General features: G+C 63.2%; 18 protein-coding genes and 1 pseudogene. 5 read left to right on the top strand and 14 right to left on the bottom strand.

The window, feature by feature from the left end:
- Positions 1-19 precede the first annotated feature (19 nt).
- From ACI0FO_RS17730 to ACI0FO_RS17720, 3 genes and pseudogenes are all read right to left on the bottom strand, one after another.
- Complete coding sequence (locus ACI0FO_RS17730) at positions 20-1000, bottom strand: CobW family GTP-binding protein (protein WP_416028659.1); 981 nt, start codon at positions 998-1000, stop codon at positions 20-22.
- A 558-nt stretch (positions 1001-1558) separates the two neighbouring features.
- Positions 1559-1975, bottom strand: coding sequence for a VOC family protein (locus ACI0FO_RS17725; RefSeq protein ID WP_313462776.1), 417 nt, complete (start codon positions 1973-1975; stop codon positions 1559-1561).
- A 276-nt stretch (positions 1976-2251) separates the two neighbouring features.
- Positions 2252-2466: pseudogene (locus ACI0FO_RS17720) on the bottom strand (transposase); the annotation flags it as partial.
- A gap of 29 nt (positions 2467-2495) precedes the next feature.
- On the opposite strand from ACI0FO_RS17720, the gene ACI0FO_RS17715 reads away from it, so the two are divergent.
- Positions 2496-3158, top strand: coding sequence for an imm11 family protein (locus ACI0FO_RS17715; RefSeq protein ID WP_416028657.1), 663 nt, complete (start codon positions 2496-2498; stop codon positions 3156-3158).
- 208 nt (positions 3159-3366) lie between these two features.
- Here the strand turns inward: ACI0FO_RS17715 and ACI0FO_RS17710 are convergent, their stop codons facing one another.
- The 10 genes from ACI0FO_RS17710 to ACI0FO_RS17665 all read right to left on the bottom strand — a co-directional run bounded on the left by ACI0FO_RS17710 (position 3367) and on the right by ACI0FO_RS17665 (position 14945).
- Positions 3367-5784 (bottom strand): TonB-dependent receptor, encoded by a 2418-nt coding sequence (locus tag ACI0FO_RS17710; protein WP_310031527.1) that lies wholly within the window; start codon positions 5782-5784, stop codon positions 3367-3369.
- Between the two features lie 198 nt (positions 5785-5982).
- Positions 5983-7008 carry a FecR family protein gene (locus tag ACI0FO_RS17705; protein ID WP_416028654.1) on the bottom strand — a complete coding sequence of 342 codons (1026 nt, stop codon included), beginning with the start codon at positions 7006-7008 and terminating at the stop codon, positions 5983-5985.
- Positions 6995-7495, bottom strand: a complete 501-nt coding sequence (locus tag ACI0FO_RS17700) for an RNA polymerase sigma factor (protein ID WP_416028652.1) — start codon at positions 7493-7495, stop codon at positions 6995-6997. The genes ACI0FO_RS17705 and ACI0FO_RS17700 overlap by 14 nt, the downstream gene beginning before the upstream one ends.
- 197 nt (positions 7496-7692) lie before the next feature.
- Positions 7693-8463: an enoyl-CoA hydratase/isomerase family protein gene (locus ACI0FO_RS17695; RefSeq protein WP_279995668.1), complete on the bottom strand. Its 771-nt coding sequence runs from the start codon at positions 8461-8463 to the stop codon at positions 7693-7695.
- Positions 8464-8473: 10 nt separating this feature from the next.
- Positions 8474-9622: a hypothetical protein gene (locus tag ACI0FO_RS17690; protein ID WP_416028650.1), complete on the bottom strand. Its 1149-nt coding sequence runs from the start codon at positions 9620-9622 to the stop codon at positions 8474-8476.
- On the bottom strand, positions 9619-10815 hold the full coding sequence (locus tag ACI0FO_RS17685) for a CaiB/BaiF CoA transferase family protein (RefSeq protein ID WP_416028648.1): 1197 nt from the start codon (positions 10813-10815) through the stop codon (positions 9619-9621). The genes ACI0FO_RS17690 and ACI0FO_RS17685 overlap by 4 nt, the downstream gene beginning before the upstream one ends.
- Positions 10816-10845: 30 nt before the next feature.
- Positions 10846-11607, bottom strand: coding sequence for an SDR family NAD(P)-dependent oxidoreductase (locus ACI0FO_RS17680; RefSeq protein WP_416028646.1), 762 nt, complete (start codon positions 11605-11607; stop codon positions 10846-10848).
- The gene (locus ACI0FO_RS17675; protein ID WP_416028644.1) at positions 11604-12782 is read right to left on the bottom strand and encodes an aldose 1-epimerase family protein; all 1179 of its coding nucleotides are present in this window, start codon (positions 12780-12782) and stop codon (positions 11604-11606) included. Before ACI0FO_RS17675 ends, ACI0FO_RS17680 begins: the two co-directional genes overlap by 4 nt.
- A 125-nt stretch (positions 12783-12907) precedes the next feature.
- The gene (locus tag ACI0FO_RS17670) at positions 12908-13822 is read right to left on the bottom strand and encodes a sugar phosphate isomerase/epimerase family protein (RefSeq protein WP_416028643.1); all 915 of its coding nucleotides are present in this window, start codon (positions 13820-13822) and stop codon (positions 12908-12910) included.
- Between the two features lie 31 nt (positions 13823-13853).
- Positions 13854-14945, bottom strand: coding sequence for a Gfo/Idh/MocA family protein (locus ACI0FO_RS17665; RefSeq protein ID WP_416028642.1), 1092 nt, complete (start codon positions 14943-14945; stop codon positions 13854-13856).
- Positions 14946-15171: 226 nt separating this feature from the next.
- Between ACI0FO_RS17665 and ACI0FO_RS17660 the strand changes: the two genes are divergently transcribed.
- Positions 15172-16224 carry a LacI family DNA-binding transcriptional regulator gene (locus ACI0FO_RS17660; RefSeq protein ID WP_416028641.1) on the top strand — a complete coding sequence of 351 codons (1053 nt, stop codon included), beginning with the start codon at positions 15172-15174 and terminating at the stop codon, positions 16222-16224.
- Positions 16225-16428: 204 nt separating this feature from the next.
- Here the strand turns inward: ACI0FO_RS17660 and gcvA are convergent, their stop codons facing one another.
- Positions 16429-17310 (bottom strand): transcriptional regulator GcvA, encoded by an 882-nt coding sequence (gene gcvA, locus ACI0FO_RS17655; protein WP_315137069.1) that lies wholly within the window; start codon positions 17308-17310, stop codon positions 16429-16431.
- Positions 17311-17437: 127 nt separating this feature from the next.
- Between gcvA and ACI0FO_RS17650 the strand changes: the two genes are divergently transcribed.
- The 3 genes from ACI0FO_RS17650 to ACI0FO_RS17640 all read left to right on the top strand — a co-directional run bounded on the left by ACI0FO_RS17650 (position 17438) and on the right by ACI0FO_RS17640 (position 20783).
- On the top strand, positions 17438-18421 hold the full coding sequence (locus ACI0FO_RS17650) for a Bug family tripartite tricarboxylate transporter substrate binding protein (protein ID WP_416028639.1): 984 nt from the start codon (positions 17438-17440) through the stop codon (positions 18419-18421).
- 19 nt (positions 18422-18440) lie between these two features.
- Positions 18441-19814, top strand: coding sequence for an amidase (locus ACI0FO_RS17645; RefSeq protein WP_416028637.1), 1374 nt, complete (start codon positions 18441-18443; stop codon positions 19812-19814).
- A gap of 543 nt (positions 19815-20357) precedes the next feature.
- Complete coding sequence (locus tag ACI0FO_RS17640) at positions 20358-20783, top strand: hypothetical protein (protein ID WP_416028636.1); 426 nt, start codon at positions 20358-20360, stop codon at positions 20781-20783.
- Position 20784: the final 1 nt, after the last annotated feature.

Here is a 20784-nt window from a genome sequence, read left to right as displayed (position 1 = left end):
GGGGACGCCGCATCCGACTTTAGCGAGAGGATGCCAAGGCCTTGGTTAGACCGCTCTCAAATACGTCTTGGGGGAGTCGGCGGCCGATGAAGACGATTCGGCTTTCACGTACCTCGCCAGCCTTCCAAGGGGCCCCAGGCTCTGAGCCCATCATCATGTGCACACCCTGCAGCACCACGCGCCGGTTCGTGCCCTTTACCGACAGCACGCCCTTGTAGCGCAGCAGATCATTGCCGTAGACCTGAATGAGGCCGCCGAAGAAGTCTTCCAGCAATACCGGATCGAAGGGCGTCTTGGAATGGAAGACGAAGCTGCCGACGTCGTCATCGTGCTCATGGTCAGTGTCGGTCAGAAACGTCGGTTCGATCTCCAGGATGGCATTCAGGTTGAAGCCCCGGATATCAAGAATTTCGGCAATCGCGGTCTTGCCAAAGTTGACACGCGAGATAGGTGCCCGCGGGTTCATGCGCCGCAGCCGCTGCTCTAGCTCTTGGGCTTCTTCGGGTTCAACGAGGTCAGTCTTGGACAGCAGGATTCGGTCAGCAAAGCCGACCTGTTCCTGGGCCTCGTGATGCTCGTCCAGTTGCTGGGGGGCGTGCTTGGCGTCGATCACCGTGACGATAGCGTCGAGCAAGTAGGCGTCGGCGATCTCATCGTCCACGAAGAATGTCTGCGCGACCGGAGCGGGATCGGCCAAACCAGTGGTTTCGATGATGACGCGTTCGAAAGCTGCCTCGCCAGCCGCCTGACGTCTAGCCAGGTCCCCCAGGATACGGACCAGGTCGCCGCGCACGGTGCAGCAAATGCAGCCGTTGTTCATTTCGATGATCTGCTCGTCCGCTTCTTGCACGAGCAGTTCGTTGTCGATTCCTTCCTCGCCAAACTCGTTTTCGATGACGGCAATGCGGTGGCCGTGATTCTCTTGCAGGATGCGATTGAGCAGCGTCGTTTTGCCGCTACCGAGAAAACCGGTAAGGATGGTGACTGGAATTTGCGCCATGGTAGGGCCTCAATAGGTCAATAAATACAAGGCGCGCGCAACACGCTGGCGCCCGCAGAAGGTTGGGCTGATCGAAGCTCCGGATGCAGTAGCCTCGATCGAATAAGGAGATGTTATAACATTTCAATTCGGCGAGGGATTTGGCCCATGGGTACAGGCCCTGTGTTCGCTCACCCAAGCGATCATTCCGGCCGCCAGCAAGATGGGGTGATCTTGTACGGCCAATTTTCCATGGCGTGGAACGACCGTTGCCGCCATCGCGCCCATAGTGACGCGGCCATCTCTTTCGCCCCCGACAAGCCTGCTGAGGGTTTCCTTGAAGTCCGCTGGACTGATGGCCTGTCCGGCCACCGATGCCGATTAATTCCGAAAGGGGGCTTCGCAAACACGCATTGAGCCATGCCCATGATCGCCGCACCCTGGCCGGTGACTGACGGTCCTCTACTCGGTGCCCCTGGGGGCAGAGTCGGCGCTATCGTTCTGACTGCTTGCGACCCGAACCCGTTCTTGGTGGCGGCGACTTTGGCCAGCGGTCCAGTTGTCGCGCCCGATCAGCTTTCACTCTAACCACTGCGGATTCCAGACAATTTCCCAGAGATGTCCGTCGGGGTCCTGAAAGTATCCCGAATAACCACCCCAGAACGTTTCGTGCGGAGGCTTGACGATCGTTGCCCCTGCCGCACCGGCCTGAGCCATGACAGTGTCAACTTCGACTTTTGATGAGACATTGTGACCAAGCGTCATCTGGGTCGGATTGAACGGCACTGTCGTCAATCCTGTGTCGTGAGAAATGCTCCTCCGCGGCCAGAGCGCCAAACGCAGGCCGGGCTGCAAATCTAAAAACACAACGGCGCCGTGCTCGAATTCCGTGCCTACAATGCCATCGGTAGAAAGGCCTAACCCATCCCGGTAGAAGCTCAACGACACGTCAAGATCTTCAACGCCTAGGGTAATAACGGTAACTCGTGGCTTCATGTTCGTGCCTCCGTTTGAATTGCGAGTTTATCTCGGCCTTCTCTCAGTCGCGAAGGGGAGCACAATGAGAGACGCCTTTCGACTCGGAGCGGCCCATCAGTGCTTTCGGAGTCGACTTTCGACCGCATGACGCGCCGAACACGCAGCTGCACGATTCATGCACAACCTCAATATTTAGCACTAGGATCTCTCGAAACATGACCGAACAGCGCCACAGCGGGTTGGAAATTAGGCGGCTATCCCAGGCTGAATGGGGCACGCTTATGCCGTTATCTCTCAACTCCGATCTCTCGCCGGCGCCGTTTGCCTGCAAGTTGTCAGCCATGACGGCCATGCGGACTGTCGGCTCTTGGCCGGTTGCAGACCTTGGTAGCCGTCCGCTTCCGGCAAGCGTTCGTAGTCCCGCGTCAAACGCCTGAAGCGATTGTCCAACCGAAACTGCGCTCGACCACCCAACGGCGAGGTAGCAGCACAATACCCTTCTTGCAATCAACATTCCCGTTCTGCCCCCGCATCCAAGATGGAAGCCGCCGTGACCGAACCGAACGCCATTGAAGTTTCAGCCGAAGCCGCGCCTCATAAGGGCGAATTTTTCCTGATCGACGCCAGCTTCTTGGAAAACGGCAGGGTCCCCGGCATAGAAATCGCCAACGAAGAGAAGCTGATCGACCCGGGAATGAATGTCGTCTCGCGTCCTAACGGAATGCCAAATCAGTATCCGGAGCGTCCCCACCTGGTTCATGTACCGGAGAGGGGCGGAATGCCACGCGATCTGGAAGAGCTCGCCGGCATATGGATTGTGTCGGAGCCTTTGAAGCAGCTGTTCCAGCGGATGGATGCCGAGGCGTTTGCATTCGTGGCATGCGACTTCAGCCTTGCTGACGGCAGCCCCGGTCCTCAGTACTACCTAGGCAATGTGCTGCGTAGACTCGATGCTCTGGATGAAGCCTCTTCTCGCGTGAGGATCAAGTTCGACCACAATTATCAGAACGGCGAGGACGAGAAGCTTTATAGCCTCGTCGGCGGAGCCAGCTTGGTGTTCAAACAGGATGTTGTGGGAGATGCCCATATCTTCCGCCAGGATCGCATGGGAGCACCTCCCATCTGCGACCGCGCGATGTTTGATGCATTGCGTGCGGCCAACTTCTCCGGGGTACGGCTGCGCGATGTCGCCGATATTTAGAGCGTGTTATTAACGTTGGAGTAGGTCGGCAGCATTTCCCCGCATCAGCATGCTGAAGACACCTGGTGCGCGGCCGTCGGATTACCGTAGACGGGACGCTCGTGCCGGTCCGTTGGTTAGCGGGCGCGTCGTGGCGTACTCAGATGCTGGCTACCTCAGACATGGACCACCAGGTCCCTTCCTTGGAAAAGTACTGGAGGCTACCCGATCAATAGTTGATCGAGGCCGAGAGCATATACGTCCTTCCCGCCGCGTTCGTCACGAACGATCCGGAAGCCAGCCAGTACTTTTTGTCGGCGACGTTCTCGACGTTGGCGCGGAAGACCACCTCCTTGCCGGCGATCGTGGTGACGTAGCGGGCGCCGAGATCGAAGCGGGTGTAGCCCGGCAGGCGCAGCGTATTGGTGTTGTTGAGGTAGACGGACGACGTGCGGATGGCGCGGCCGTTCAGGCTTAGCCCCTGCACCCACGGCGTGTCCCAATCCAGGCCCAGGTTATAGGTGCTGGCCGGCACGCCGGCGGGCCGGTTGCCCTGGCTGACGCCGCCCGGGGTCTTGGTGAGTTCGCTGTTGATGAAGGCCGCGCTTGCCATCAGGCGCAGGCCGGGAACGAGTTCGCCGTAGCCCGTCAGTTCCAGGCCACGGTTGCGCTGTTCACCAAAGTAGCCGTAGACGTTGTTGTCGTCGGCCTGGCCGGCCGGGCGCGCAATCTGGAACAGCGCAAGCGTGGTGGTGATGTTGCCGTCCCAATCCACCTTGACGCCGGCTTCGTATTGCTTGGATTTGTACGGCGCCAGCACGGCGCCCCGGTTTTCGTAGGTGTCGCCCACGATCGTGCCGCGCGTCAGGCCTTGGGCCAGGTTGGCGTAGACCGATACGTTTTGCAGCGGCTTGACGACGATGCCGCCGACGGGCGAGTTGGCGCTGGAACGGTAGCCGCTGGTGCGCGCGCCCGTGGTGGTGTTGAAGCTATCGACTTCAACCCGTTGGTGGCGGACGCCCGCCGTCAGCAGAATGCGATCGTCGATGAAAGACAGCGTGTCGACAATGGCGAAGCTGGTCAGCGTGGTGTCCGACGCCTTTTGCGGGGTGAGGCGCACGGCAGGGCCGTCGGGGATGTCGACCGGATCATAGATATTGGAAGCCACAATGGCCGACCCCGTCGAATAGGCGTTGCCCGCTTCTTGCTTCAGGTAGGTGGCGCCCAGTGCCAGGCGGTGCTTGATGCCGCCGGTGCTGAAGCGGGCCGTCAAGCCGGCGTCGCCGCTGCTTGTCTTCGAATACGAGTCGTAATACGTCGTCATGACGTTGAAGTTGCCGTCCTGGTCCACCGACTGGCGCACGCCGGACGGGCTGACGGTAACAGGGAAGATCTGCCGCACCTTGCCGTCGCGATACCCCGCCGCGATGTGGCCGGTGAGGTTGTCGGTGAAGTCATATTCCAGGCGCGACATGATGGTGCTGTCGCGTTGCGACAGGCGGGTGCCGGGGTAGAAGTTGATGTCGCCATCCGGCGGCGAGGGCAGTTCCGTCACGTTGGCCTGCCAGCCGATCTGCGAGCGGAAGTTCTCGATCACGTCTTCCTGGTGGATGGCGTCGGCCGACCAGCGCAGGCGCGCGCCGCGATAGTCGATACCCAAGGCGCCCATGTCCAGGCCTTGCTTACCGTCCTTCAACGTGGCTTCACCGCCGCGCTTGACGCCATTGAAGCGCAGGCCCCAGGCATTGTCTTCGCCAAAGCGGCGGCCCAGATCAAGCTGGCCGGTGAAGTTGGCCTTGCTGGCATAGCCCAGCGTGGCGCGCGCCAGCGGTTCGTCGTCGGCGCGCTTGGTCACCACGTTGATGGCGCCGCCGATGCTGCCGTTGGGCGGAATGCCGCGCATGAAGGCGCCGGGGCCCTTCAGCACTTCCACCCGCTCCAGGATCTGCACCGGCACGCGGCTGGACGACACCAGGCCATACAGGCCGTTGACGCTGACGTCGCCGCTGCCCACGGCAAAGCCGCGGATCTGGAAGTCTTCACCAAAACCACCGGCCGACGTCAGCGTGCGGACCGAGGCGTCGTTGACGACCACGTCCGCCAAGGTGCGGGCCTGTTGGTCGTACAGCAATTCAGAGGTGTAGTTGACCGTGCTGAACGGCGAGTCCATCACGTCTTCAGAACCCAGCAGACCCAGGCTGCCGCCCGTGGCAAGCTGCCCGCCCGCGTAGGGCGGGGCAAGTTCGCCCAGAATGCCGGCGGTGACCGTCACGGCTTCCAGTTGCACCGTGCCGCCCGTGGGCTCGGCGCGCGACAAGGTCACGTTGTTGCCATTGCGCGAGTACTGGATGCCGGTGCCCTGCAGCAGTTGGCGCAGGGCTTCTTCGGGCGACAGGCTGCCGGAGATCGCACGCGCGTTTTGGCCGGCAAGCACGTCCTGGGAGTAGAAAATCTGCAAAGACGTCTGCGAGCCCAGCTGCAACAGCGCGTCGCCCAGCGGCTGCGCCGGGATGTTGACGCTGACTGGCGCCTCCTGGGCGTGGGCGGCGGGCGCCATGCCGAAGGTGAGCGACACCGAGAAGGCAAGCGCGCTGAGAACGGCGCGCGGCGGAACGCGCGAAGCAGGTCGGGCAGATGCGGTATTCAAGATCGGTCGCTCAGTGGGCGGCGCATGCGAGGCGCACAGGTTTCGAAAGGAGGGGGGCGGGAATGCCCGGGGCGAGGGCGCCCCTTCCTTTCTAGACGCACGAGCAGGGCGATTACCGGAATGGGAATCACTATTATTGTGTAACAGGATTGTTACAGCTCGCGTAACCCGCATCGGCGGGACGAGGGCACAAGCCGCTTAGCGCGCGACGACGCGTATCCGGCCGTCCTGCAGGCGTTCCAGCGACACGGGCGCGATGGCGGGCAGGGCGTCGATCATGGCCTGCGGGTCGTCCACACTGAAAATGCCGGAAACGCGGTGCTGGCCGAGTTCGGGCGCGTCCAGGCTCGCGGGCCGCATCAGGTAGCGGTTCATCTCGCTGATGACCGTGGCCAAAGACACATTGTTGAAGATGATCTTGCCGCGCTGCCAGGCGGTCAGGTTCTGGACGTTGACCTGCGCGATCTCGCTCAATGTGCTGTCCGCGTAGGCAATGGCTTGTTGGCCCGCGGCCAGGCGGCGTGCGCTCTGATGCCACCAGGGACCGGATTCCAGCCGCACGGAACCCGATTCGACGCTAACCTGCAAGGCCTCGCTGTCGCGTCGCACGTTGAAGCGGGTGCCCGTTACGGTGACCTGTCCCAAGCCGCCCACCACCACGAAGGGCCGTGACGCATCGTGCCGGACTTCGAAGAAGGCCTCGCCGTGCGCCAGCTCCACTCGGCGTTCGCCGGCGCCGAAGTGGGTGGCCAGGCGGGTGTCGCCGTTCAGGTGCAGCGTGGATCCGTCGGGCAGGGCGACCTGCCGCCGTTCGCCCTTACGGGTGGAATAAGTGACCAGGCTTTCGTTGCCGTCGAAGACGTATGGCGCGGCCAGGATGGCCGCCATGATCGGCAGCGAACAGGCTGCCGCCATTCCGAGCCCGAAGCGCCGCCGCGACATCGGCGGCGGCCTGGAGGCCGCCAGCGACTCATGCATCAGGTCGCGCAGGCGCGCCTGGGGTACGGACAGCACGGCCTCCCATTGGGAGGCCAGCCTGCGATACTCGTGCTCGTGGGCGGGATTGGCGCGGCGCCAGGCCGCAAATGCCTGTTGGTCCGATTCCGTGGCTTCGCCCGAATGCAGGCGGGCGAACCAATGGGCCGCGTCGCGCGGAGGGTCGAGCTCGTCGGCTTCGCGCGTATGCGGGTGCTTGCCGACAGGGCCGGAATTAGAGAGGGGCATGATGTTGCAGCCGATCGTTGATGTGACGCACGGAGCGAGTCATGTATTTTTCCACCATGCTGCGCGAGAGGCCCATTTCCTGCGCGATCTCGGTGTGCGTCCAGCCCTCCAGCCGGCACCGAAGGTAGACATGCCGGCACTTGGGCGGCAGGTCTTCAAGCGCGCGGACCAGTTCGTCGGCCAATTGTTGGAACCGGATGCCATTATCGGCCGGGGGCGTGGCGGGATGGTCGCCGCTGGACATGTCGTCCAGTGATGTGATGTCCAGCGTGTTGACGTGCCGATGCCAGCTGACCAGGCGGTTGGAGGTGCCGCGGGACATATACGCGCGGGGGTCATAGATAGCGGTGACGTCGCCTTCCAGCATGCCGAGCACCGTGTCGTGCATGGCGTCCTGGCCATTCTCGTGCCCCCGCCCGCGCCATTTGCCTATCATCTCCGCGTAATGGGCGAGCCAGTCTTTCCTGGCCTTGGGAGGGTGGGGCATGAGAAAACGCTTGGTTAAGATGGAATAGTTATTGATTCTAATATGTATTCGCATGGCTGCGCGACAGCAGCAGTCTGAAGCGGTCATTTGCGCGGCTACGTTCAAGGTTCGCATCCGTGGCCGGAACCTGGCGTTCGCTATAACGCAGTCTGCCTGACAATGCACCGACCGCGCGTCGAACAAGCCTGCCCCGCCCGTCAGCGCCGCTCGAACTTCGGCGCGCGCTTTTCTTCGAATGCCTTCCGGCCTTCCTTGGCGTCGGCGGTGGCGAAGCAGATCGCCTGCAGATCGCGTTCGTATTCCACGGCCTTTTCCAGCGGCATCGACAGCGCTGCGCGCAGATTGACGCGTGCCGTCTCGGCCGCGATAGGCGCGCGCGAGGCGATGGTGGCGGCAAGTGCTTGCGCGCGCTCGCGCAACTGCTCCTGCGGCACCACCTCGCTTACCAGGCCCCAGGCCAGCGCCTGCTCGGCGCGGATGGGATCGCCGGTCAGCACCATCAGTGCGGCGTTGCTTGGGCCGACCGCATGGACGAGCTGCGCCGTCATGCCGCCGCCGCCAATCCAGCCCAGCTTGATCTCGGGCGCGCCCAGGCGCGCGTTGTCGGAGGCGATGCGGATATCGCAGGCCAACGCCATTTCCAGGCCGCCGCCGAAGGTATAGCCGTTGATCGCCGCCACCGTGGGCTTCTTCAACATGCGCACGCAGTCGCAGTAGTCAAGCCGATTGCGAAAATCCCAGGGCGTGGCGTAGCGGTCAAGCTCGGTAATGTCCGAGCCGGCGCAGAAGGCCTTGGGACCCGCGCCGGTCAGGATCACCGCGCGCACCTGCGAGTCGGTGTTGCATTGCTGCACCGCCGCGATCAGCAGGTCGGCCATCTCGGGCGTCATCGCGTTCAGCTTCTCGGGACGATTGAGTTCGATGATGGCGACATGGCCATCGATACTGAGATTAACGAGTGCGCTCACGTCGAAATCCTTATGTTGCGGTGTGCTTGGGGGCGCCGGTCAGGCTGGCCTGGAAACGCTGGGTCAGGCCGCACGCCAATGCGTGGGAGGATGCGCGGGCGGCGACGCCGTCACGCAGGAACTGCGAGGCCTCGGCCTGGAAGGCGATGTAGCCATCGTGCCGGGGCCGGATCGAGGCGGCTTCGAGCGTGCGGGCCGTGTTGGCATAGAAGTTGCCGCTGGCCGCGTTCACGGTCGCGTCGGCCCAGCTGCCGCGATGGCTGGGCTGCCCTTCGTGCTGCGGAATGAAGCGGCCTTGGGTATCGGCCGCGAGCAACCACAGTAGATGCGCGCGCAGCTCCGGCCCCACGATGCAGCGCCGTGATATTGCAATGCCGGTGCCACCGAGGATAGAGCCCGGCCGGCCCGCGTCAGCCTCGGGCGCGTCGCGGAACGTAAGCGGTTTCGCCACCGCGGCGGTGGCATAGTTCACATAGCCATAGACCAGCGGGCACAGTGCGATGTCGTCGCGCGCGCTCATGTGGCCAAGCAGCGCGATCGGGTTGTAAGCCAGGGCGTGCGCGGGCGTGAGCCGCGCCAATTCGCTAAGCACGTCGCACGCGTCGGCAAGCGTCGCCTCGTCGTGCCAGGCGCCGTGCGGGCGCAGGTCGGTATCGGGCGCGATGGCGGCCGCGATTGACAGCAACGACAGGAACGGGTGCGGACCGCCCCAACTGAGCGCGACCGCGCCGCTGCGTTGCGACAGCGTCAGCACCTCGCGCCAGGTGCGCGGCACGGGGCTGTCGAGCCGATCGGCGCGCGTGGCCATGACCTGCGTGGCGGCGTCCAGCGGCAGCGCCCATTGGCGATCGTCCATGCGATAGCTGTCGTAGGACAGCCCGATGCTATCCCGCGCAATCCGCGCCAGTTCGTCGGGCGCGAACACGGTGTCGAGCGCTTGCAGGCAATCGTGCGCCAAGGCCTCGCCCAGATGGGGGTGATCCAGCACCACCAGGTCATAGCGGGCGCAGAGTTCGGCGATGGGCGCCGATTCGAAGCCTTCGAGCGATTGCTTGTCCCAGCGCACAAGCGGCGTGTGCGCGGTGGCGGCGTGCAAGGCATTAAAGCCGCGCGGATGGTCCCAGGTAAGGCCGCGGTAGGGCAGGGCGGGCTCGCTCATTCCGAGACGCCACGCAGCACTGCGCCCGAGGCCGCATGTGCCGCGATCTCGTCGGCGCTGAAGCCAAAATCGCGCAGCACTTCGTCGGTGTGTTGGCCGGTGAGCGGTGCGCCGCGCACCACCTGGCTTGGCGTCTTGGAAAAGCGGATCGGAAAACCCGGTGTCTTGATCCGGCCTTCGGTCGGATGCTCATATTCGACGAAGGTGCCGTTGTGGGCGATCTGCGGATCTGCGACCAGATCGGCGTATCCATAGACGGGGCTGCACCAGATGCCGGCGGCATCCAGCTTGGCGAACCAGTCGGCCGTCGAGGCCTTGGCAAGCGTGTCGCGCACCAGCGCATAGATCTCGTCGCGCTTCTCCCAACCGTCGCGCTCGCTTGTGTATTCCGCCAGGCGCGGCTCTTCGGTTACGCGCGCCAGCACTTTCATGTCGGGCATGGCAAGCGCCAGATAGCCGTCGCTTGTCGCGAAGGTGCCATAGGGGGCGCGGATGTACACGTGGGCATGCGGCTCGGCACTGCGCACCTGCGGCTTGTGCCCCACGGTGTAGACCGAGAGCTCCTGCATCTGGATCGTGGTGATCGCATCCAGCATGTTGACCTCGACCTTCTGGCCTTCGCCGGTACGCTCGCGGTGCAGCAGCGCGGCCAGCACGCCTTCGAAGGCGCAATACGCGGTGACGGCGTCGACCACATACTGGCCAGCCGCGCGTGGCGCTTCGCCTGCACGGCCCGACGACAGCATGGCGCCCGACATCGCCTGCAACAGCAGGTCTTGGCCGGGTCGCGTGGCATAGGGGCCGTCTTCGCCGAAGCCCGACATCGATACATAGATCAGGCGCGGGTTCAGTGCCGACAGGGTCTCGTAGTCAACACCCAGACGGCCGGCGACTCCCGGACGGTAGTTCTGGATAAACACATCGGCCTGCGCCGCAAGCTTCTGGATGATCTCCTTGCCGCCGGCACTCTTCAGATCGATCGCTAGCGAGCGCTTGTTGCGGTTCAACGAGAGAAAGGAAACGTTGATCTTGTTGCCCGTGATGCCGCCGGCCGGCGCGTGCCGCTGCCATTCGCCGGTGGGCGGCTCGATCTTGATCACGTCGGCGCCCAGGTCGCCCAGGCGCTGCGCCGCGAAAGGCCCCGCCATGGCGATGGAGCAGTCCAGAACCTTGTAGCCAGAAAGAATACTCATGCTTCTACCCTTTGCGTGCGCCGATGCGCCTCAATGCATGACCCAGCCGCCGTCAACTGCCAGCGTCTGTCCGGAAATGAAACCCGCCTCGTCCGAGGCAAGGAAAATGATGGCCGCGGCGATGTCGCCTGCGTGCCCGCGGCGCTTTACCGACTGGCGTTCGAGCACCATGCGGTTGTAGCCCTCGGGATCGGGATGGATCTTCTCGGCGTCGGTGGGAAACGCGCCCGGCGAGATGGCGTTGACCGTGATGCCCCACTTGCCGAACTCGCGGGCGAATGCGCGCGTGGCGCCCACCATCGCGCCCTTGGATTGCACGTAGGGCAGCAGGTTTTCCCAGCCGCCGGACAGCGTGATCGACGAGATGTTGATCACGCGGCCCCATTGCTGCTCGCGCATGCCGGGCAGCGCGGCGCGGACGATCTGAATCGCCGCCTCCACGTTCACGCGGTGTACGCGCGCCAGCTCTGCGTCGCTGTATTCCTCGAACGGGCGCGACGGGTAGATTGCCGCATTGTTGATGACCACGTCGATCGGGCCCTGGGCGGTCAGCTGCTCAAGGTGCGACTGCAACGCGCTGGCGTCGGCAAGGTCGACCTGCAGGATGTGAAGCTGGTCGGAAAACCGCACCGGCACGGTGCTGCGCAAGCGATCGATATGCCCGGCGTGGTTGTCCAGCGCGACCACGCTTGCGCCCGCTTCCAGCAACGCAAGCGTGGTGTCCACACCGAAGCCGCCCGCGGCGCCCGTGTACAACACGCGACGGCCTTGCAATGAGAAGCGCGCGCTCATGTGCGCCCCGCGATGGGCGCGAAGCGCCCCGACAACGGCGGATAATCGGCTTCGGGCTGCACCGCGATGGCGCGGATGCGGGCTTCGCATGCCGTGATATCGGCGGGCGAGCCCAGCACGCTGAACGTGGTGTCGTAGCAGCGCTCTTCCCCATGCTCAAGCCAGATGAGTTCGTTGCGCTCACGCGCCGCGCCCTGGCCCAGCACGTGGTTGGTCGATGGCTCGATGCCCATCGCATACTGGCCCGATTGCAGGTTTTGCCATTGATACTGGCAAGGGAATTGATGCTTGAAGGTGCTGACCTGCATGCCCAGGCCCAGCTTATCGTTTACCAGGGCCACCGGGACGCTGCCGTCGGCGGCGGCGGCCATCTCGTGCTGCCACACCTGCTCGTGAAAGCCCAGCTGCGGCGCCGGCATGCGGCGGTAGCCCACGCCCTGCTTGCGGTAGGTTTGCTCGTGCGCGGCCCACACCACATCGCGGATCGGCGCCAGATAGCGCGAGTCGGCGTCCAGCACGGGATAGCCCAGGTTGATGTGATAGCAGAGCATATGCGGCGTGCGGTAGAAGCCGCGATTCACCACGCGATCCGACAGTTTGATGTCGTTGGTGCCCACCTCGATCTCGATGCGGCGGTGCAGCTCCAGGTGTTCGCCGAACACGGTGCCCTGGCTTACGATTCCCTCTGCCCACAGCACGCAGCGATCGCCGTCCCAGCGTTCTCCGTAGCCGGTCAGGCGCGCCGGAATGGTGCCCGCGCGGCCATGGATGGACTGCTTGGCGGTCTTGCGCGGGCCGTACACGTAGTTGTCGGCCGGTGCGTCGTACATGAACAGAATGTGGTCCAGGCCGCAGGTGATCATGAGGCCCGAGAACGAGCGCATCCAGCCCAGTCCGCCTTCACCTTCGTAGTCATGCAGGCCGGGATGGCGAAAGCCCGACGGCGACTGCCATCCCATGGCGAAGCCGCGGTATTCGCAATCGGCGATATCCATCGCGCGATCCACCAGCACCGTGAAACGCAGGCCCGTGCCGCTGCGGAACTCCAGCATCCGGATACCGCGCTCCAGCCCGTCGTCCAGCGTCATCAGGCGTACGCCGGCAAACTGCGCAAGCTGCCCGGTGCGCGCCTCCACGTCGCGGCGCGTCATCCAGGTTCCGTAAATGTCAGGCATGAATTCTCCCTGGCAAAGGCGCGGATGCGCGTTTGCCGGTGTCGGTGTTCAGAATCGTGTTCGCAGGCGCGCCGCGGGCCTTATGGATTGATGCCTCGCGGTGCGCCTCTATTGCGCCAGGCGGCCTACAGGCCGTTCGCGCGCAGCCGCTCGTCCAGGAAGGTCTTGGCGCGCGGCACGTCGTCTTCGGTCAAGTGCTCGATGATGATGGGAATGTTGGGGTGCTTCTTCGCCAGGCGCTGCAGGTAAAGGTCGTAGTTCAGCGCGCCCAGGCCCGGTGCCGGCAGCTCGATCTCGCCTACGCCACGGAAGGTATGGCTCTCGGCCGCGCCATCGTCACCAATGTCGCTGTGCTTTTCCGACTTGTCATCGCCCGAACGCTTAACGTCCTTGGCATGCGCGATGCAGATCTTGTCGGAGAGCGCATCGAACACCTGATTGAGCGTGCGGTCCATCTGGTCGATGTTGTGCGCTTCGAAGTAGTTCGTCGGATCCATCAAGAGGCCAAGGCCAGGGTGGTCCACCTCGGCGAACATGCGCAGCGTTTCCTCGACCGATCCCACCACGTTGTTCACGTAGGTCTCAAGCAGGAACACCGCGCCATGGTCGTAGGCATGTTGCGACAGCTCGGCGATCACCGTGCGGCACTGGTCCCAGCCTTCCTCGGTCTTGTTCCTGGGGTGATGCACCCAGTCGCTGTCGGTGGCGAACGTGCCGGTTTCCGAGATGACGTAAGGCGAACCCAGCTGGCGCGCGTGCGTGAGGATCTCTTTGAGATAGCCGTTGCGGCGTTGGCGCTCGGCGGGATCGGGATGAACGATATTGGTATAGGCCGAGATGCAGGACACCGGCAGGTTGTAGTGGCGGAAGGTGTCGCGGATCTGCGTGCATTTCTGCGCGGTCAGCTGGCCCGGGCCGAGCTCCATGTCCTTGAAATGCAGGTCCAGCTGCACGGTGTTGAAGCCGTGCGAGCGGATTACCTTGGCGGTGCGCTCCAGCTCATAGGGAAAGTAGCCCGAGAAGATTCCGGTCTGGATCATGATGGTTGTCTCCGTCTGTTTTTCTGTCTGGTTATTCAACAGCCGGCAGCCGTACTGTGCGGCCTTCGGCGATGGACGTATACGCGGCCTCGACCAGCGCCATCGTGCGTACGTTGTCGGTCACGCTCAACGCAGGCTCGGTACCGCTGGCCAGCGCGTACTGCAACTGCTCCATCACGCCGATGAAGGCATGCGGAAACCACATCGTGTCCCAGGTGGGAGTGACCCAACGCCCGTCGGTATGGCCCTGGGCCGCGCGCGAGGCGTAGCTCAGGGTCGACGGCTCGCCGGTGGGCCAGCCGATGGTGCCGCGCGCGACGCCCTCGGTGCCTTCCACCCGCCAGCGGATGTGCTGGTCGTCGGGGTATCCCTCGGCCCGCGGGCCCGACCACACATCTTCAAGCGACAGCGCCAGCAGGCCGTTGCCAAAGCGCAGCGTGGTGCTGACCAGTCCATCCTGATGCGCGAACTCGGTGCGCGGATCGGGGCGGGTGATGCTGGTGATCTCGGTGGGCTCGCCAAACAGATAACGCAGGGCATCAAGGTGATGCACGCTCATGTTCGAGAGCGTCAGCCGGTCATAGCCGCGCAAAAAGTCCTGCCAGTGCGGGATCGCGTGCATGTCGATCTGCGCGAACACCGGCATGCCCAGCACGCCCTGGTCCAGCAGCTGTTTGAGCGTGCGCATCGATTGGTCGTAGCGCATGTTCTGGTTTACCGACAGGATCTTGCCGGCGGCCCGCGCCTCGTCGCGCAGCGCCCGGGCTTCGTCCAGCGAGAGGGCAAGCGGCTTCTGTGCCAGCACGCCGCGCACGTGCGGGGCGCGCAAGGCGGCGCGTATCAGCGCGGGCTGCTGGTCGGGCGGATACGCGATGTCCACGATTTCGATCTGCGGATCGGCGATCAGGGCCAGGGGATCCTCATGCACCCGCGGGATGCCGTAGCGTTCGGCGACGGCGGCCGCTTTGCTGCGGGTACGCGACGCAATCGCCGCCACCGTGAAGCCGGCCTGCTGGTAGGCCGCCAGGTGGCACTCGGCCATGATCATGCCGGCGCCGATGCAGCCGATGCGAAAACGCCGTTCCCGAACGGGCGGGTCGGGCACCAGGGTAGGGTGCGACATGTGCTCCTCCTGCCGGCTGGGTATGCACTGTCGACTGCCTGGCATCCTGCCGTGCGGTGTTTGATGTTATTGAGCCGCGATAATCACATCAAAACAATCAGGGGTAAAGGTGGATGGTGCTTCCAGGGCAGAAACGTTACTTTTTTGATCCTGAATGATTGCAAATGATGGGTTATGATGGCCTGGCTGCCATCGTCCTGATGGTGTCTTGAGAGCCTTGTCCCGCATGCGCCCCACCATTTCTCTCATTGCCCGTGAAGCCGGCATGTCCACCGCCACCGTGGACCGGGTGCTGAACGACCGCGACGGCGTGCGCGGCAAGACACGCGACCGCGTGCTGGCCATCGCCAATCGCCTTGGCTACTTCGTCCAGGACGCCGATGCCGCAAGCCGCGACGTGCGGGTCGACTTCGTTTTGCCCGCCGGCACCAATAGCTTCATGACTGCGTTGGGCCAGCACCTGCTTGAAGAAGCCGCCACCCGCCCCGATGTGCGGGCACGCCTGCATCTGATCGAGGGATTCGACGCCAATAAGCTCGCGCAAAAGCTCTACGAGCTGCGCGAGCAGACGCAGGCCGTTGGTCTGGTCGGGCTGGACCATCCACAAGTGCGCGACGCCATCATGGCGCTGCGCGACAGCGGCGTGCATGTGAGCACCCTGGTGTCGGACATTCCGATCTCGGCGCGCCTGGGTTACGTAGGTATCGACAATCGTGCCGCGGGCCGCCTGGCCGCGCTGTTGCTGGGCCGGTTTCTGCCACAGCACACGGAGCGGAAGGTCGCGGTGTTCGTGGGATCACTGGCGTATCGCGGCCACGAAGAGCGCGAGATGGGCTTTCGCTCGCTGCTGAGCGAAGAGTTTCCGCACCTGCGCATCGCGCACATTCTGGAAATCGGCGACGACCGCGACCGCGCCTTTGCCGTCACGCAGGATCTGCTGCGCAAAGAGCCGCCGCACGCGATTTACAACATCGGCGCCGGTAATCAAGGCATCGCGAGGGCGCTGAAAGAGGCGCGGCCGGCTGAGGCGTGGGCAAACGAGACCCGGTCAAACAAGGCCGCCTCCGCCCATCGCATTGTCTTCGTGGGCCACGACCTCACCGAAGCCACGCGCCGTCTGTTGCTCGATCGCACCATGGACGCCGTGATCGACCAGAACCCGCGCGTCGAGGCGCGCGAGATCGTCAAGCTGCTGGTGGCGGCCGTGAAGGGCGCGCCCGAACCCAGCTACCTGCCGCGGCTTCAGGTCATCTTTCGGGAAAACATTCCGGAGCCGTGATGGCTTGGCGGGCGTGGCAGGAACCGCTGTCCCGCTACTATGCTGGGCTCGCTGGCCGCCACGCCGCTGCGCCGGGCCATGGCGCATCACGGTTGGTCTTGGGCGGAATCCGAACAGATGACCTTGCAGGCAGTACTGACCCGCGCCACGTTGTTCACCGTGCGTCCGCAGGAATATCTGCAGAATCCGGCAGCGTGCGGACGTTCAAATCGCGCAGGATGCTACCCAAAGGCGAAACTGCGAGAGCTCGGGCGATGGCTGCCTATAGTCCTCTGGCGGCAGGACGAAGTAATAGGTCTGCGCGTCCAGATCCACGCTTAGATCGAACGGTGCGACCAGACGCCCTTCGTCCAGTTCTTTCTGCACGAGGGTCTTTTGCGCGATGGCAACGCCAAACCCCTCCAGCGCGGCTTCATAGGCCAATGCCGACGATTCGTAGCGCAGGCCGCGCGAGACATCGATCTCTGCCAGGCCGGCCGCCCGTAGCCAGATCTCCCAATAGTCGGGGCGTGCCAGCGTATGCAGCAGGATTTCGCGCTTCAGATCGGCGGGCTTACGCAGGCGAGCGCCCTTGTCGGGGATACATACCGGAAGCAACTCATTGACCATCAGCTTGTAGCTGAGCAGGCCGCGCCAGTGGCCGTCTCCCATGCAGATGCCGGCATCCACTTCCTCGCGCTCGAAGTCCGGTGGATCTACTGACGTATGGAGCTTGACATCGATGTCGGGATATTGGCGATGGAACCCCGAGAGGCGCGGCAGTAACCAGCGCATGGCGACGCTATGCGGCGCCTTGATGACGAACTGGCGTCGGCGCGAGCGCTCGCCCAGCGCCGACGTCGCGCGTTGCAACCCGCCAAAACAGCGCGCGATATCTGCGTGATACGCCGCGCCAATCGGCGTGAGCACGATGCGGCGGTGCTGGCGAAAGAACAAACGCAGCCCCAGGTGTTCTTCAAGCAGGCGGATTTGGCGGCTTACGGCGGCGGGCGTCACGCTGAGTTCCGTCGCCGCGCCAGTGATGCTGCCCAGGCGGCCCACGACCTCAAAACAGCGCAGCGCGTTCAGCGGGGGCAGGGCAGTCATTTCGGAGTTTCGATTAACAATAAGTTAAGTGTGCCATAGATAAAGTCGTTTGAACCATGGCCTGCGAAAGCCCAAGATGGCACGGCCGCTTGTCTTCGCGGCCAAGAGCAACCACAAGGGGAAATCCATGTCCAAAACGCTGGTTCGATTGATCGGAATCGCGGCCTTTTGCGCCGCCGCGGTGTTGGGCTGGCCTGCTTCGGCCGCCGACTATCCGCAGCGCCCCGTCAGCATCGTGGTGCCGACCACGCCAGGAGGCACTGCCGACATCCTGGCTCGACTGATCGGTCCCAGGCTCGCGCAACGCTGGGGCCAGGCCGTCGTGGTCGAAAACAAGCCCGGCGCGGGCACGCTCATCGGCTCCGACTATGTGGTCCGAGCGAAACCGGACGGCTACACCTTGATGCTGACTTTCAATGAACTGGCCACGCTGCCTGCCTTGAATCCCAACGCCAAGCTGGATGTCGAGAATGGGTTGGCCCGGATCGGCAAGATCGGCAGCCTGCCGGTGCTGATCCTGACCCGCCCTGGCATCGACGATTCCGATCTGCGCACGCTGATCGAACGTTTTCGCGCCAGTCCGGGCCGATACACCTATGCCTCCAATGGCGCAGGATCTTCGCTGCAGCTGTTCTCCGAGATATTCAAGCGCGAGGCCGGCGTAGACGTAATGCACGTGCCTTATCGGGGCGCGCTTGAGGCTTCGATGGCAGCCATCGGCGGCGAAGTCGATCTGTTGGTGCAATTCGCCTCGGGCAACGTCATCAACCATGTGAAGGGCGGCAAGCTCAGGGCCTATGCCGTGGCGTCTGCGCAGAGGCTGGATGCCCTGCCCGACGTCCCCGCCGCCGCCGAGGCCGGTCTGCCCGACCTTCGCTTGGAGGCCTGGTACGGCTTGTTCGCGCCCGCCGGCCTGCCGGACGATCTCAAGCAAAAAATCAACCGTGACTTGAACGACGTCCTGGCCGAACCGGGCATTCAGGAACGTTTGAAGGGCGTCAATCTGCTGGTGCAACCCAGTTCGCCTTCACAATTTGATGCGTTCTTCCGCGCTGAATACGCTCGATGGGGCGCATTGATCCGTACGCTCGGCATCAAGAGCAGTGAATAAGCCTATCCGGAGACACAACGTGACCTACGATCCCAACACCCATGCCGCGCTGACCTTTCATGATTCCCGCGCCAACTTTGTTGATCGCCGCGACAGTCCGCGGGAATATCTCGAACGCTGCCTGAACGTGATTGCCGAGCGCGAAGGCCAGCTCAAGGGCTGGGTGGTAATGAACCCGGCAGGCGCGCGCGCCGCGGCCGACGCCAGCGCCCGGCGGTACCGCGACGGCCGTCCGCTCTCGGCTATCGACGGCATGCCTGTTGGCATCAAGGATCTGATTGAAACTCGCGACATGCCCACGCAGATGGGCTGCGCTGCCTTTGACGGCAACTTTCCGAAGAATGACAGCGCCGTTGTGCGTGCGCTACGCGATGCGGGCGCGATCATCCTGGGAAAGACCGTCACCACAGCGCTGGGCTTTCTCGATCCCGGTCCAACCACCAACGCGTTCGACCCGTTGCGCACGCCGGGCGGTTCGTCGAGCGGCTCGGCCGCAGTTGTGGGCGCCAACATGGTGCCCATGGCCATCGGCTCGCAACTCGTGGGTTCCGTCCTGCGACCAGCCAGCTTCAATGGCAATTGGGCATTGAAGCCGACGTTCGGAGCGCTCAATCGGGGCGAGCGACTCGGGCTGAGCCAGGCCCACCTCGGCGTCCATGCCAACTCCGTCGAGGATATGTGGACAGCGGCCGCGGAAATTGCGCAGCGCTCGGGTGGGGATCCTGGCCACCCCGGCCTATACGGGCCGCTGCACCCTCCCGCCGCGCAGAAGCCCGGATGCTTGGTCGCGTTGGAAACCGAGGGTTGGGAGCGTGCGGAACCGGAAGCCCGCCAAGCATTCGAGGCCTGCCTGCAGACGCTGTCCGCGCAAGGCGTGACCATCATTCGGCGAGGCGACTCGGCGCTGGTCGAGGCGCTGGAGCGCGCTATCTCGCAAGCGGCGCCGCTATCGCTCAAACTCATCGCCTGGGAGCAACGCTGGTCGTTGGCCAACCTTGTTGAAAACCATCCCAATACGCTGGGTCCCAGCTTGGTGCGACAACTCGAAAGCGGCCGCGGCATGAGCTTGGCGGAGTACCGCGAATGCTTGCTGCTGCGGGAGCACGCTCGCCAGTGCCTGGCGGCTCTGGCCACACAATGCGACGCGTTGTTAAGCCTGAACGCCTGCGGGGCGGCGCCCTTGGCGGCAGACATCCGGGACAGCAAGTATCCGACTGGCGACGTCTCGTTTGCCTGCGCCTCATCGCTGCTCGGCGCGCCTGCGATCAACGTACCTGCCATGGCGGTGGATAGCCTACCGCTCGGACTACAAGTGCTGGGAATGCCGCATGGGGATGCCAAGATCACCGCCATCGCGACTTGGCTATTTCGGTCCTTGCAACATCGTTTGTGATCTGCCGTCTGCCGGCAGAGCGGCGCGTGCAAGGCGAATCGGAGGAAGCGGCCGAATTTAGAACTCGGCCTGCTTTACTCTGCGCGACTGCCCCTGCGGTCTGCGGCAGCCCTGGCAGCGAAATTGAGCGAAGCCCGGTCGAGCCGTATGTTCACAGACGCGACAATTGAGGATGTGAGGGCGCTGAGCCTTTACCTACAAACCCTTCCTTGATGCCTGCTTTCGACCCGAAGCGGTATTTCGCATCTCTCCATGGCGATTTCTACGTTGATCAGCGAAGAAATCGCTGGATCACAGCCATTGCAGCGCGGCGCCATGTGGGTTTGTCCAGGCCCAATACATGGCCATCAGTGCATAACAGGAACATACCGGACGGCTGCTGCACGTCTGCACGCAATGGCACAAATAGCCATAAAGGTGGGCGTTATTTCGTGCATTAATGCGGTTCAGGGATTCGTAGAATTGACTGATGGATCAGGCTGGCTCAACAGTCGGGCTGCTTTTTCAGTGATTGGAAATATTTAATAGAGGGAGGTTCGTTTTATGGACATTGCCAAAGGAATACCTTTAACGGTAAAGTCGCGCAGCATTGCGGACCTGAATCTTCCGCTGGTCAAACCGACCGCTAACTTTGCTCATAATTTAGAGGCGTCGGCTGAAGCGCTGCGCAAAGCGGAAGCAGTAGAACGAGGCATAGTTCGCATTGAAGCCGATAACTCGCCCCAAAATGCAGTTAAGGCTGTTATGAAGGGCGATCAGCGTGTTGCGACAATTTATAAGTCTGGCGTCATAGAGATTACCGATCAATACGCCGAACAACTGAAAGGTCTGGATCTTCCGAGTGATGCCTCTAGCAATTTGGGATCGATTCGTGCCGCAATAGTAGCGAAAGCTGTGGGCGGGGAGATTTTGGATTTAAAAGCACCTTCCTCCATCGCTTCGCAATCTCGGTTTTCAATAACGGCATAGA

The sequence above is a fragment of the Achromobacter marplatensis genome, from assembly GCF_049060505.1.
In the GTDB taxonomy this organism is placed as follows: domain Bacteria; phylum Pseudomonadota; class Gammaproteobacteria; order Burkholderiales; family Burkholderiaceae_B; genus Achromobacter; species Achromobacter marplatensis_A.
Note: the sequence above shows the minus strand (reverse complement) of the source record. Positions and strands in the feature narration are given on the sequence as shown.

Excerpts from the sequence above, each read along its gene's own strand:
- ACI0FO_RS17715 (WP_416028657.1), top strand. The coding sequence starts at position 2,496 with ATGGAAGCCGCCGTGACCGAACCGAACGCCATTGAAGTTTCAGCCGAA.
- ACI0FO_RS17670 (WP_416028643.1), bottom strand. The coding sequence starts at position 13,822 with ATGATCCAGACCGGAATCTTCTCGGGCTACTTTCCCTATGAGCTGGAG.
- ACI0FO_RS17690 (WP_416028650.1), bottom strand. The coding sequence starts at position 9,622 with ATGAGCGAGCCCGCCCTGCCCTACCGCGGCCTTACCTGGGACCATCCG.
- ACI0FO_RS17730 (WP_416028659.1), bottom strand. The coding sequence starts at position 1,000 with ATGGCGCAAATTCCAGTCACCATCCTTACCGGTTTTCTCGGTAGCGGC.
- ACI0FO_RS17675 (WP_416028644.1), bottom strand. The coding sequence starts at position 12,782 with ATGCCTGACATTTACGGAACCTGGATGACGCGCCGCGACGTGGAGGCG.
- ACI0FO_RS17640 (WP_416028636.1), top strand. The coding sequence starts at position 20,358 with ATGGACATTGCCAAAGGAATACCTTTAACGGTAAAGTCGCGCAGCATT.
- ACI0FO_RS17685 (WP_416028648.1), bottom strand. The coding sequence starts at position 10,815 with ATGAGTATTCTTTCTGGCTACAAGGTTCTGGACTGCTCCATCGCCATG.
- ACI0FO_RS17700 (WP_416028652.1), bottom strand. The coding sequence starts at position 7,495 with ATGCCCCACCCTCCCAAGGCCAGGAAAGACTGGCTCGCCCATTACGCG.
- gcvA (WP_315137069.1), bottom strand. The coding sequence starts at position 17,310 with ATGACTGCCCTGCCCCCGCTGAACGCGCTGCGCTGTTTTGAGGTCGTG.
- ACI0FO_RS17650 (WP_416028639.1), top strand. The coding sequence starts at position 17,438 with ATGTCCAAAACGCTGGTTCGATTGATCGGAATCGCGGCCTTTTGCGCC.
- ACI0FO_RS17660 (WP_416028641.1), top strand. The coding sequence starts at position 15,172 with ATGCGCCCCACCATTTCTCTCATTGCCCGTGAAGCCGGCATGTCCACC.
- ACI0FO_RS17705 (WP_416028654.1), bottom strand. The coding sequence starts at position 7,008 with ATGCCCCTCTCTAATTCCGGCCCTGTCGGCAAGCACCCGCATACGCGC.
- ACI0FO_RS17680 (WP_416028646.1), bottom strand. The coding sequence starts at position 11,607 with ATGAGCGCGCGCTTCTCATTGCAAGGCCGTCGCGTGTTGTACACGGGC.
- ACI0FO_RS17725 (WP_313462776.1), bottom strand. The coding sequence starts at position 1,975 with ATGAAGCCACGAGTTACCGTTATTACCCTAGGCGTTGAAGATCTTGAC.
- ACI0FO_RS17665 (WP_416028642.1), bottom strand. The coding sequence starts at position 14,945 with ATGTCGCACCCTACCCTGGTGCCCGACCCGCCCGTTCGGGAACGGCGT.